Genomic DNA, 13,186 nt, shown 5'->3' on the forward strand with positions numbered 1-13,186 from the left:
ACTTTATTCCTCCAGTTGATGAAGACTACGGCTGCGAATCTCTTTCAGCAGCTTGTCTACGACTTCGTTTACGTCCAGGCTTCCCAGGTCTTTGCCACGGCGGGTACGAACGGCAACTTTGCCAGCTTCGACCTCTTTGTCGCCGCACACCAACATGTAAGGGACTCGACGTAAAGTATGTTCGCGAATTTTAAAGCCAATCTTCTCATTTCTCAAGTCCGCTTTCACGCGAATACCTGCATCCTGCAGTTTTTTGGTCAATTGCTGGACGTAATCAGACTGGCTGTCGGTGATATTCATCACCACCACCTGCACCGGAGCGATCCAGGTCGGGTAGAACCCGGCGTATTCTTCGGTCAGGATACCGATGAAGCGTTCCATGGAGCCCAAAATGGCGCGGTGAATCATTACCGGCACGACGCGATCGTTGTTTTCGCCAACGTACGACGCGCCCAAACGGCCCGGCAAGAAGAAATCGAGCTGCACGGTACCACATTGCCATGCGCGATCCAAACAATCATGCAGGGTAAATTCAATTTTCGGTCCGTAGAAGGCGCCCTCGCCCGGCTGGTACTCGAACGGAATGCCGTTCTCGGTCAGCGCGGCGGCCAGGTCTTCTTCCGCACGGGTCCACATGTCGTCGGTGCCGATGCGTTTTTCCGGGCGAGTCGACAGCTTGACGGCGATCTTGTCGAAGCCGAAAGTGCCGTACACGTCATAGACCATGCGAATGCATTCGTTCACTTCGGCGCGCACCTGCTCTTCGGTACAGAAGATGTGGGCGTCATCCTGCGTGAAGCCGCGCACGCGCATCAGGCCGTGCAGGGAACCCGAAGGCTCGTTGCGGTGGCAGCTGCCGAATTCGCCCATGCGCAGCGGCAAATCGCGGTACGACTTCAGGCCCTGGTTGAAGATCTGCACGTGACCCGGGCAGTTCATCGGCTTGATGCAGTATTCGCGGTTTTCCGACGCGGTGGTGAACATGGCGTCTTTGTAGTTTTCCCAGTGGCCGGTTTTTTCCCACAGCACGCGGTCCATCATAAACGGACCTTTCACTTCCTGGTACTGGTACTCTTTGAGCTTCATGCGCACGAAGGCTTCCAGCTCGCGGAAGATAGTCCAACCGTCGTTGTGCCAGAACACCATGCCCGGCGCTTCTTCCTGCATGTGATACAGATCGAGCTGTTTGCCGATCTTGCGGTGATCGCGCTTGGCCGCCTCTTCCAGGCGTTGCAGGTAGGCGTTCAGCTGCTTCTTGTCTGCCCAGGCGGTACCGTAGATACGCTGCAGCATTTTGTTTTTGCTGTCACCGCGCCAGTAAGCGCCGGAGGTTTTCTGCAGCTTGAAATGGTGGCAGAAACGCATGTTCGGCACGTGCGGGCCGCGGCACATGTCGATGTATTCTTCGTGGTGATACAGGCCAGGACGATCGTCATGGCTGATGTTCTCATCCAGGATCGCCACTTTATAGATTTCGCCGCGCTCAGCGAAGGTGTCGCGGGCTTCTTGCCAGCTGACCTTCTTCTTGATGACGTCGTAATCCTTATCGGCCAACTCGTGCATCCGCTTTTCCAGCAGATCCAGGTCTTCCTGCGTCAGGGTGCGGTCGATATCCACGTCATAATAGAAACCGTTGTCGATAACAGGACCGATCGCCATTTTGGTATCCGGCCACAGCTGCTTGATCGCATGACCCAGCAGGTGCGCGCAGGAGTGGCGCATGATTTCCAGACCGTCTTCGTCTTTGATGGTGATGATGGCCAGCTGCGCATCCGATTCGATCAGATCGCTGGCATCAACCAGTTCGCCATTGACGCGACCGGCGATACAGGCTTTCGCCAGGCCAGGGCCGATATCGCGCGCGACATCCATTGGGGAAACGGGGTGGTCGAAATGACGCTGACTACCGTCAGGAAGAGTAATAACAGGCATTAATAATTCCTTATCTACAGTGGTGACCCACACGACAGATCACATGAAGAAATACAATGTTGTTTAACTACAAGATGTTATCGACGCTATCCAGCTTTACCCTGCCAGATATGTACACGCATAGAGACACAGTTTCAAATGTACTATGTTGTTACGTCATAACGGGATAATGAGTTTATCACTTTAGAAAGGCCATCTTCCACCAAAGGATTGAGCAAAAATTCGCTGAATGGGCGTAAAGCCTGATAAGAAAGGGAGGAGCCTCCCCTCCCTCTAAAACTAAAGCGCTTGCAAAAATCAATACCAGTTAAACTTGGCCGGGAAGCAGATCTGAACCGTAATGCTGCTGCCGGGTTTGAAGTCACTCATTTTCAATCGCGCCGCATCGCTGCACTCGCGATCCGAATGCAGGTAGAGCTGCTGATTGTTCATGGTGACGCCTTTGACTTCTTTTTTCTGGCTAAAGCTGCCAACAACCGTGCCGGCGCCATTCTTGACGTCGATATTCTCGGTTGTGACGATGCTGTAACCCGATACCATGGACGTCGTGCCCTTGATACCCGTCGGCGAGTCCGGATCAATCTTAGGCAGCCAGGTAACGGACAGCATGCCGTTATCACTGGCGGCGTTGTCGGGAATAGGGATCTCCACGCTAATGTAGCCCAACCCGCTAAACCATTGTGCGTTCGCATTGATCGACGCCACCGTCGCGCCGGCGGATTTCAAACTGAGCACCAACTGGTCTACGCGCCACTTAAACGCCTTCTCCAGTTTGCCGACATCATCCTCGTTGAAAATCAGCGGACGAGTAAACACTCGATCCATAAAATTACGCCAGACCCACCACCCTTTGCCATTGTTGTCATAAACCAGGCAATCGTTAATCACGGCAGAGCTGCTCGTGTTCTCTTTCCACTTCTCCAGATCATCGGTCCAAATGTTAAAATGCTGGCGGGTATTGCTGTGGGCCATCCCCTGGGATGTCGGCCGATATGGCGTACCCTGCAAAGTAACTTTGCGCGCGCCAATCACCCCTTCAGCGACCAGGTTCGGGCATGTTTTATAATCCGGGTTAAAGGTATCCAGGCTCTTGTAGAAATCGTTCGCATCGCTCCAGGGCTTGGTATGTTCGATAAAACCAACGCGTTCGATGTAGGCATTCTCGATAGTGCCGTAATAATCTTGCCCCTGAATGCGTGGCGTATAAACCGGTACGCGCGGTGGGCCATAAACCTTCATGTCCTTAATCTGCACGTTGCAGTTGCCGCGTTTGTAACGAGAGAAGTTGATGAAGAAACGCCCCGCCACGCCGCGATACGGATCCTTTCCATTATAGTCCGACACGATACCCTGGAAATCCGTGGCGGTTAAACGCCCGCCCTTCGCCACTGGCTCGGAGTTGGCTGATTTGTAGAAGTAGGTATTGAAAAACTCATCAAGCACCTTATGGCGCGGCGTATAGCCAGGGGAAGGATAAGAACCGCTCAGGAATTCAAAGGTGGTGTAGTCGCACCAGCCCATGGCATAAACGTCGGTGTCGTCGGCATAAGGTGGCACCCACTTGCCGCCCACCCAGGTATCGTTGCGCGTCAGCCACATCCCGCCAATGATGATGCCCGCCATGCATGACTCCAGAGAGGTGGAACCGGCGAACGTCACGGCATCCGAGCCCTGCGCGATGAACGGCAAGCCACAGTTATTGAAAATCAGGTCGCGGAAATTGATCCGGTAGAACAAAACGCCGTCCGCCAGGCAACCGATAAAGGCAGAAGAAATGGATGTGTTAACCAACCCAACGCCGCGAACCATGTCCGTCATGCGGTCTTTGGCGGGATAACCCGCAACGCGCCAACAGATGCCGATCGCCTGCTGCGTGTCGATCGGACCTTCGCCGCGCCGCCAGGTGAAGATCAACGCTGAACTGATATTGCCCAGCCCCTCCAACACCACATAGCTCGGAATATCCAAAACGATCGGCATCGTATGAATCTCTTCCGGATCGATGTCAACTTCCCCCTTGGCTTTAAAATTAGGGGAAACGGTACCGTCGTCATACGGCAGCTCATATACCGTTGGGCCGACGGATTTGAGGTTATAGTTGCCTTCGTAGTAAAGCTTGCTGCGGTTATGAATTTTGACCGCCGCAACCGCGGCGCGGAACGCCGGCGCGGAGTCGTATTGACTATCCACGGAAGCCGGCAAGGCGCCGAACATATTGGCGTGCACTTCATTTTCCAGAATGCGCTTCCAATAGTAACCGTTGCCTGCGGCAATAATGCCGCCATCATCGCTCGCGTTGCCCAAGTGTCCAACAAACTCGCCGCCGCCAAGGTCTTTATCTGTATGCCAACTGCGCAGCTTGATTTTCTCGCCTTCGGCCGTCGGCGCCAATTGGCGCAGGCGTTCAAAGCTTTCGACTTCAGTCGCGGCGTCGGCGGCGTATTCGTATTCATCACTCATAAATGGAATCCTTAATTTGTAATGATTAAATATCAATAGGTTATCGTTGGTTACTGACACTTTCCAACACAGCAAGCCAAAAAACTGTATTTATATACAGTGCGACAACTATACCTATCCGCGAACCCGAGCCCAAACGGTCGCTATTGTGCCCATTCTCAAACAACGTAAAAAAAACCCCACGAATGCGGGGTTGGGGGTGATCGCGAACTGACCCGAAAAACGGGCTACCATGCTCGTTATAACATCATGATTTTTCAGCTAACGATTCTCCTTTCGCGACTTCAAGGCGTCTTTCAAATAACTTAATGCGGCCAACAGACACAGGCCGTAGCCCAGCAGTTCGCAGCCCTCTTCCACCATGTTTTTCACTACCCGGTTATAGCCGTCCAGCATCAGCGTTTGCCACAGCGCGCTCATGCCGAACAGGCGTGAAAACACCAGAATGCACAGCAGACCGGCGCACATCATGCCGTAGCCGGGATGCGTCACGAAATCGGCCAGGCCGCGCACCGTCGCCGCAATGTGCCTGGCGGCATGGCACAGACAGACCAAGGTGACCGCCAGCGCGAACCACACCCAGGCGCCGTGCCACAACGCATCGAAAGCGAAGTCCATCTCGCGGATCAGCATGCAGAGAAAGAAGCCGCCGACCAGCATCCAGGCGGAGCGGCGTTCCGCCTGCCGCCAGGCCGCGGCGAAAAAACCGCCGGCGATGGCGAGCAGCAACAGTTCCTGCGCCGCTTCGGTCAGCGAGGTTTCATGCACGAAGTTATGCAACCAGTGCACATCGATAAACACCAGGCCGACCAATGCCGCCATGAAGGCGGCGGAAAGCGCGAATGCGCTGATTTTCCCCAGTAAAAGTTTCAACTCGTCTTGCATAATCAATCTCATTATCGTTTTAAAGCGCGCCTATGGTAGGCAGCTGAGCCTGCGGGGTGTAGCAATTGGTGCTGAACGTCGGCCTTTACCGGCCAATTGCGGCGAAAAAGGCCATAAAACACAAAAATTGTGCATTTTTTCTGAGCGCCGCTCGTTTTTCAGCCTGCGCTCATCATGGGTGCGCGGTATTAACGACGTTATAGGGGCTGATGCATTTTGGTGCGCGTTCGGCGCCGCGGGCGATTGCGGTCAACGACGCCCCGTTGGGATGTGAGGATGAACCTGAGCTCGCCGGCGAGTGCAACGGCAATGATGAAACGCCGGCCGACGGTTAATTAACGTTACGAGCTATCCCCATTGCCGCCAGGCACGCGGCAGGCTAGGCTGTTTAGCTCGTAGGCCGCCGCTTGGCGGCCTGAACGTTGCACAGGGAGTCTACTTTATGACGGGTATTTTGCAGTTATTCCAGGCCATCGGACTGGGTTTGGTGCTGCTGTTGCCGCTGGCCAACCCGCTGACCACGGTGGCATTGCTGCTCGGTTTGTCCGGTAATATGACGCGCGAAGAGCGCAATCAGCAGTCGCTGATGGCCTCGGTTTATGTGTTCTGCATCATGACGGTGGCGTTTTACGCCGGGCAGGTGGTGATGAACACTTTCGGTATTTCGATCCCCGGCCTGCGCATCGCCGGCGGCCTGATCGTCGCCTTCATCGGTTTCCGCATGCTGTTCCCGCAACAAAGCGCCGATGAGGCGCCGGAGGTGGAGAGCAAGTCGCACGAGCTGCGCCACAAGACATCGGCCAACATCGCCTTCGTGCCGTTGGCCATGCCGAGCACCGCCGGGCCGGGCACCATCGCGATGATCATCAGCTCGGCGTCGAGCGTCAAAGCGAACACGCTGGGTTTTGAACCCTGGGTGCTGGCCGTGGCGCCGGTCGCCATCTTCCTAACGGTCGCGGTGATCCTGTGGGGCTGCCTGCTCAGCTCCGGCGCCATCATGCGACTGGTGGGGAAAAGCGGCATCGAGGCGATCTCGCGCCTGATGGGCTTCCTGCTGGTGTGCATGGGGGTACAGTTCATTATCAACGGCGTGCTGGAGATCATCTCCACCTATACGCCGGCCGCCTGATCACACAAAACGGGCGCGATCGTCGCGCCCGTTGCCGTTATTTCCCCATCGGCGCCTGCGCGCCCAAAATGCCCTTGCCTTCCGGCACTTCGGTAAAGCGGCTGAGGATCTCGCTGTAGGTGTTGGCCGGATCCAGATCCGGGAACTGCGCCGGGTAGATAAACTTCGCCAGATACTCCAGCCCGACGATGTTGTACGGATGGTTGTAGAAATTATGGTAGATGCCGTAGAACCGCCCCTCTTTCACCGCCGACACCTGCGCGAAGCCCGGGCGCTGTTTCATGCGGTTGAAAGCCTCATCCACCTGTTGCTGCGTCACGCCATAGCCGAACGGCACCGCGGCGTTGGTCTTGCTGGCCCACTGTGAGCCGGAAACGATGTAGGCGTCCGGTTTCATGGCGATCACTTTTTCCAGCGCCACGTCGCCGGTCGCGCCCGGCAACAGCGCAGAGCCGATGTTGCGCGCGCCGACCGCCTCGACCAGCGCCCCCCAGCCGACGTGCGCATGGGTGAAGCAGCAGGACTCCAGCCCATTCAGGCCAGCCTTGGCTTCGAAAAACACCCGCGGTTTGGGTGCCACCGCCTGCGTTTTGGCCAGAATGGCCTGATAATGCTGCTGATAATAATCGGTATATTGCTTGGCTTCGCTTTCGCGGTTGAGGGTTTCCCCCAGCAGCGTCACGCTTTTCGGCGTGTTTTCCACCGGCTTGAGCATGGTATCGATGAACAGCACCGGCACGTTCAGCGCCTTCAGCTTATCCAGCACGCCGGTTTGGCTCAGCGAAGGCTTGGAGCGCAGCTGGGCGATCATCAGATCGGGCCGCTTGGCGATCACGCTCTCCAGGTTCACTTCACCCTTATCGCTGAATCCCATATCGATGATGTTTTTCGCCCCCGGCCATTTGCTCTGCAAGATATCCCAGGTCGCCGCATCGCTTTTCTTCAGCAGGTTATTCCAGGCCACCAGCCGGCCGAACGGATTGGCGCGATCGAGCAGCGCCAGCGTGAGAATGTCGCGCCCGTCCTGCACCACGATGCGTTTCGGCTCTTGCTGGAGGGTGATCGTCTGGCCGGACGTGTCGGTCAGCGTCAGCGGATAAGTGGTGGCCATCGCCGGAGAGGCGAGCAAGGCGGCGCAAACCAGCGCCGGCAAAATGATTCGACGGTGCACGAAAAACTCCTTAGTCATGAATACATTCAGAAAATACTAATGAGAATGGCTTGCATTATCAAAGATAACGCCCGGCATGTCGGCGATTAATTGCAAAGGGATGTGTAAAGGAAGGATAAGAGGCGCGCCGGAAGCGGCGCGCCCAGGGGATCACATCAGGCCGTAGATCAGCGCCGACAGCGCAATCAGGCCCATCACCAGCACGAATACGTTGCTCGCCGCGCGGTACTGGCGCATGGCCGGCACCGCACGCACGGCGTACATCGGCAGAATGAACAGGATGGCGGCAATCAGCGGGCCGCTGATGGTTTCGATGATGTGCAGCGCGCTGGGGTTCCACACCGTCGCCGCCCAGGTGAGCAGGAACAGCGCCACCGCCGAGATGCGGTGCGTCATGCGCGAGCTGAGCGGCTTGCCGACCGCGCGCGTGACGCCGTCGATCAGGCTGGTCGCCCCTTCCGTCACCCCCAGCGAAGTGCCGAGATAGGATTTGGCCATCGCCAGCATCGCCATCACCGGGCCAAGGTAGGCGATCAGCGGGTTGGAGAACTTGTTGGCCAGCGTAGTCAGCACCGTGATGTTCTGCTCTTTCGCCTGCCGCATGTCTTCATGAGACAGGCTCAGCACGCAGCTGAACACGAAGAACAGCACGGTAACGCAGATCAGCACATAGCTATAGCGCATGATGCGCGCGCAGCGGCGTTCCGCCTTGTCGCCGTACAGGCTCTTCTGGGTCGAGGCGAAGGAAGAGATGATCGGCGCATGGCTGAAGGAGAACACCATCACCGGCACCGCCAGCCACAGCGAATGCCACAACCCCGGCGTGTCGAAGCGGGTGGCGGCCAGGCCGTGCACGAAGTTGGCGGTATTCCAACTCGGCATCAGATAGAGCGAAATGCCCATCAGGAACACCAGCAGTGGGAACACCAGCATGCCCATCGCCGCCACGATGCTGTCTTTGCCGCGCAGCAGCACCAGATTGAGCACCACCACCACCGCCAGGCTCAGCCAGATGCGCGGCAGCGGGGCCACGTGGAACTGATGGATCAGGAAGCTGTCCAGCGCGTTGGTGATCGAAATGCTGTACACCAGCACGATCGGGAAGAACGCCATCAGATACAGCATCATGATGATTTTGCCGGCCAGCACGCCGAAGTGCTCCACCACCACATCGTGAATGTTGCCGTCGCGGCTGGAGCCGGAAAGCACGAAGCGGCTGAGCGCGCGGTGCGGCAAATAGGTCAGCGGGAAAGCGAACAGCGCCATCAACAGCAACACCAGCGGGCCGTTCAGGCCGGCGTTGATCGGCAAGAACAACGTACCGGCGCCCACCGCAGTCGCATAGAGACCGAACATCCAGACGGTGTCGGTTTTGTTCCATTTGGCAGGCTTAGCGGCCGTCAGCGTGCCTGAATCGGGAGAAATCGTACTCATGAGACAGTCTACCTTAATCTGCGGCGACAACGATTGCGCCTAACGGGATATCCTTCTCCGCGAGTTTTTTAATAATAATCAGTGAATTAAAGCGATATTTCATACTTACGCCTGATGAAAGGACGGCAAAGGATAATGAAAAATCCGCTGCGGGTCTATGTTTTATCGGCTGAACGGACGATTTGCGAACACAATGTGCTGAAAAAAACGGCGCACTCAGTAAAAACTAAGGGCCCCTTGCGGAGCCCTTAAGCGGTTTATTTCTTCGCGTCCGGATGGTCCGGCACCTCGGCGCTGCCCATCTCCTTCTCGTCGCGGATCATCGAGCGGTCTTTACGCACGTCGGCTACGTCGGAAGCGCTCACCGGTTTGGCGCTGTTGCCCCAGCTCGAGCGGATGAAGTTCACCACGTCCGCCACCTGCTGATCGTTCAGACGCCAGCCAAACGGCGGCATGGTGATGTTGGATACCGCCCCCTGCACCGCCGGCGTAGTGTTGCCGGTCAGCACGATGTGGATCAGCGAAGTCGCGTCCTCGGTCTGCACCACCGGATTGCCCTTCAGCGACGGGAAGGCGCGCTTGTAGCCCACGCCGTCGGTGCGGTGGCAGGCCGCGCAGTTATCGACATACAGCGCCGCGCCGGGCTTGCTGTCGTCGCCGCGCCACAGATCCTTGGCCACGCTGTCTTCGACCGGCGCCGCCTGCTGCTTGCCGTCTTTCGGCGGCAGCGATTTCAGGTAGCGCGCGATGGCGGTCAGATCGTCGTCGCTCAGGTATTGCAGGCTGTGCTCCACCACGTCGCTCATGCCGCCGAACACGATCGCCTTGTCGTTACGGCCGGTTTTCAGGAACTCGGTCAGCTCGGCTTCGCTCCAGCTGCCCAGGCCGTCCTTGCGGTCGCCGCGCAGGCTGGAAGCCACCCACCCGTCGATCGGCGCGTTGCTGCCGGACAGGTAGTCGTCGCTTTCGCTGTTGCTCAACGCTTTCTCCTGCATGGTGATGCTGCGCGGGGTATGGCAAGCGCCGCAGTGGCCCAGGCCTTCCACCAGGTAGCGTCCGCGTTCAATCACCGGATCGGCCTTGGCGTCGGCAACGAAGTCCGCCGGCGACGGCGCAAACATGCCGCGCCAGATGCTCAGCGGCCAGCGCATCGACAGCGGCCACGGGATGTCGGAGTCCTTGTTGGCCTGTTCCACCGGCTGCACGCCGTGCATGAAATAGGCATACATGGCGCGCATGTCGTCCTCTTTCACCAGCGCGAACGACGGGTACGGCATCGCCGGGTACAGGGTGCTGCCGTTTTTGGCTACGCCCTTACGCACCGCGTTGTCGAAATCCTCGAAGCTGTAATCGCCGATGCCGGTTTTCTTGTCCGGCGTGATGTTGGTCGAGTAGATGGTGCCGATCGGCGTCTCCATCGCCAGGCCGCCGGCGAAGGTTTTGCCGTTCTTGCCATCGGTATGACAGGCCACGCAGTCACCGGCGCGCGCCAGGTACTCGCCGCGCTTGATCAGCTCGCTGCTGACGGTGGCGTCCTGCGCCCAAACGGAAAAACTCACTGCACTGAGAACCAGTGCCGGTACAAATGCTTTCATCGTTCGCCGTCCTTATGCCTGCACCAATGGGCCTGGGTTTTTCAGATACTGCTCGCGAATGGCGCGGGCAGACCAGTAAGCCAGCGCCGCCACGGTGCCGGTCGGGTTGTAGCCCAGCCCTTGCGGGAAGGCCGATGCGCCGATCGAGAACACGTTGTGCACGTCCCAGCTCTGCAGATAGCGGTTGACCGCGCTGGTCTTCGGATCTTCCCCCATCACCGCACCGCCGTTCATGTGGGTAGTCTGGTAGCTGGTGGTGTCGAAGTGGCTGTTGGCGTTTTTCGGGCTGCCGGCGATCAGTTTCGGGTTCATCGCCTTGGCGATCGGCGCCATCTTGTCGTACATGAACTGCGCCATCTTGATGTCGTTTTCCTGCCAGTCGAACGTCATGCGCAGCAGCGGCTGGCCAAAGACGTTCTTGTAGTTGGGATCGAGATCCAGATAGTTATTGCGGTACGACTGGTGCGCGCCGTGGGCGTCCATCGAGACGTGATGGGTGTAGGCATCCGCCACCGCCGCTTTCCACTTGCTGCCCCAGGCCGGGGTGCCCGGCGGGGTCGGCAGGCCGGAGATCGGCTTGGTGCCCGCCTGGTTGACCCAGAATGGCGAACCGCCGACGAAGCCTTCTTTGGCGTGATCGAAGTTGTCGGCGTTGAAGTCGTCCACGCCCACGCCGTTGCCGCCGGCGCCGATGAACGGGTTGGTGAACACGTCTTTATCGAAGAACGCCTTGATGGTGGTCATGTTCTGGTAGGCGAAGTTGCGCCCGACCACCCCTTCGCCAGTTACCGGATCGTAAGGCTTGCCGATGCCGGACAGCAGCATCAGGTGCACGTTGTGGAACTGGAACGCGCCCAGGATCACCAGATCGGCCGGCTGTTCAATCTCGCGGCCCTGCGCATCGACGTAGTTCACGCCGGTGGCGCGGGATTTGTCGTCGGTCAGGTTGACCTTCAGCACGTTGGCGTTGGTGCGCAGCTCGAAGCGTTTCTCCATGCGCAGCGCCGGCAAGATGTTGACGTTCGGCGAGGCCTTGGAATACATGTAGCAGGCGTAGCCGCTGCAGAAACCGCAGAAGTTGCACGGGCCCATCTGCGCGCCGTACGGGTTGGTGTAAGAATCCGAGGTGTTGGCGGACGGCAGGTTGTAAGGGTGGTAACCCACCTCCAGCGCCGCTTTCTCGAACAGCTGAGCGGAGTAGGTATTTTTCTGCGCCGGCAGCGGGAAGTCGTCGGAGCGATCCGGCGCAAAGCGGTTGCCGCCCTTCTGCGCTACTTTCTGCCCCTTGATGGTCCAGGCGGTGCCGGAGGTGCCGAACACTTTCTCCGCCTTGTCGAAGAACGGCTCTAGCTCGTCGTAAGTCACGCCGAAGTCCTGGATGGTCATGTCCTTCGGAATGAAGTTTTTGCCATAACGCTCTTCATAATGGCTGCGCATGCGCAGTTCGATCGGATCGACGCGGAAATGCACGCCCGACCAGTGCAGGCCGGCGCCGCCGACGCCGGTGCCCGGCAGGAACGCCGCCAGCTGGCGGTAAGGCACCGCGGTCTGGCTGCTGTTATGGCGAATGGTGACGGTGCTTTTCGACAGATCCTGGAACAGCTTGCGCCGAATGTTATAGGTCAGCTCGTCGATCACCTGCGGGTAAGAACCGTCCGGATAGGTGTCGCGCATCGGGCCGCGCTCCAGCGCCACCACGTTGAGGCCGGCCTCGGTCAGCTCTTTGGCCATGATCGCGCCCACCCAGCCGAAGCCGACGATCACCGCGTCTACTTTTTTCATTACCGTTGCCATGGTTAGCCCCTCTCCCCACGAATCGAGACCGGTGGGAAGGGATAACGCTCCCCTCGCTCAACCCAGTCCATAAAATCGGCGCGCGCGCCCGGAAAATTAATCAGCTTCCAACCCACCATGTCTTTGTTGCCGCCATGGATCGGATCGCTGAAGAAACCTTCGCGGGTGTTTTGCAGCAGATAGGAGAAGAACAGTTTCGACGGCAGTTGCCGGAACTCCGCCTCGCCGGACTCGAACTTTTGCAGCATGGCGTCCTGCTGCGCGCCATCCAGTTCGGCGAAAGGCTTGCCGGCGGTTTTTTTGCTGTAGGCGTCGGCGTCTGCGATGCCGAGGTTGTAGATTTGCTTGGGCACCAGCGGCAGCTGATAGCCCATCTCCTTCGGCACATCGGGGTTGAACGGCCCCTGCATGTACCAGATGGAGCCGGTGGCGTACGGGGTATTCATCTGGCGATCGATAAACTCCGGCACGCCGGCTTCCAGCGCGCCGGGGCCGCGATCGTCGGCCGGGATCAGGCGCGCGACGGCGGCCTTGATGAAGGCCCACTCTTCCGGGGTGAAAAAGGTCGGTTGGTAATCGTTCTGCGTTGAGGTGTTCGAGGCTGCGACCGCCGGTGTCGGTGCCGTCAGCGCGCCAACGCCGCTGCCACCAATTACCGCCGCAGGAATTAAGGTCATCGATTTCAACAAGAAATCGCGCCGCGAATTGTTGGTTTTATGATTCGACATGTCACATTCCATCCAAAGATAGTCACAACTATTTAACCGCAACCTTGCGATCGATACG

9 protein-coding genes are annotated in these 13,186 nt (G+C 58.0%); 1 reads left to right on the forward strand and 8 read right to left on the reverse strand.

All coding sequences use genetic code 11. The annotated features are described in order from the left end of the window. Positions 1 to 3 precede the first annotated feature (3 nt). The 3 genes from thrS to ACOWVD_RS05820 form a co-directional block, all read right to left on the reverse strand. On the reverse strand, positions 4 to 1,932 hold the full coding sequence (gene thrS / locus ACOWVD_RS05810; protein WP_015377696.1) for a threonine--tRNA ligase: 1,929 nt from the start codon (positions 1,930 to 1,932) through the stop codon (positions 4 to 6). 297 nt (positions 1,933 to 2,229) lie between these two features. Next, positions 2,230 to 4,392 (reverse strand): hypothetical protein, encoded by a 2,163-nt coding sequence (locus ACOWVD_RS05815; RefSeq protein ID WP_049239985.1) that lies wholly within the window; start codon positions 4,390 to 4,392, stop codon positions 2,230 to 2,232. 261 nt (positions 4,393 to 4,653) lie between these two features. Continuing rightward, positions 4,654 to 5,277 (reverse strand): hypothetical protein, encoded by a 624-nt coding sequence (locus ACOWVD_RS05820; protein WP_049239986.1) that lies wholly within the window; start codon positions 5,275 to 5,277, stop codon positions 4,654 to 4,656. 442 nt (positions 5,278 to 5,719) lie between these two features. Here ACOWVD_RS05820 and ACOWVD_RS05825 point away from each other — a divergent pair, with 442 nt between their 5' ends. Further along, positions 5,720 to 6,406 (forward strand): MarC family NAAT transporter, encoded by a 687-nt coding sequence (locus tag ACOWVD_RS05825; RefSeq protein ID WP_004931428.1) that lies wholly within the window; start codon positions 5,720 to 5,722, stop codon positions 6,404 to 6,406. 37 nt (positions 6,407 to 6,443) lie between these two features. Here the strand turns inward: ACOWVD_RS05825 and ACOWVD_RS05830 are convergent, their stop codons facing one another. The 5 genes from ACOWVD_RS05830 to ACOWVD_RS05850 all read right to left on the reverse strand — a co-directional run bounded on the left by ACOWVD_RS05830 (position 6,444) and on the right by ACOWVD_RS05850 (position 13,128). Further along, a complete protein-coding gene (locus tag ACOWVD_RS05830; protein ID WP_197798823.1) occupies positions 6,444 to 7,577 on the reverse strand; it encodes an ABC transporter substrate-binding protein in 1,134 nt (377 codons plus the stop codon). A 150-nt stretch (positions 7,578 to 7,727) separates the two neighbouring features. After that, positions 7,728 to 9,011: an HAAAP family serine/threonine permease gene (locus ACOWVD_RS05835; protein ID WP_325994279.1), complete on the reverse strand. Its 1,284-nt coding sequence runs from the start codon at positions 9,009 to 9,011 to the stop codon at positions 7,728 to 7,730. A gap of 257 nt (positions 9,012 to 9,268) precedes the next feature. After that, entirely contained in the window at positions 9,269 to 10,606 is a 1,338-nt protein-coding gene (locus ACOWVD_RS05840; RefSeq protein WP_004931431.1) for a c-type cytochrome, read from the reverse strand. A 12-nt stretch (positions 10,607 to 10,618) separates the two neighbouring features. Further along, positions 10,619 to 12,400: a GMC family oxidoreductase gene (locus ACOWVD_RS05845; RefSeq protein WP_004931432.1), complete on the reverse strand. Its 1,782-nt coding sequence runs from the start codon at positions 12,398 to 12,400 to the stop codon at positions 10,619 to 10,621. Between the two features lie 2 nt (positions 12,401 to 12,402). Next, positions 12,403 to 13,128 (reverse strand): gluconate 2-dehydrogenase subunit 3 family protein, encoded by a 726-nt coding sequence (locus tag ACOWVD_RS05850; RefSeq protein WP_164095027.1) that lies wholly within the window; start codon positions 13,126 to 13,128, stop codon positions 12,403 to 12,405. Between the last annotated feature and the right edge of the window lie 58 nt (positions 13,129 to 13,186).

This window comes from Serratia sp. SA088, assembly GCF_049065515.1.
In the GTDB taxonomy this organism is placed as follows: Bacteria; Pseudomonadota; Gammaproteobacteria; order Enterobacterales; family Enterobacteriaceae; genus Serratia; species Serratia nematodiphila.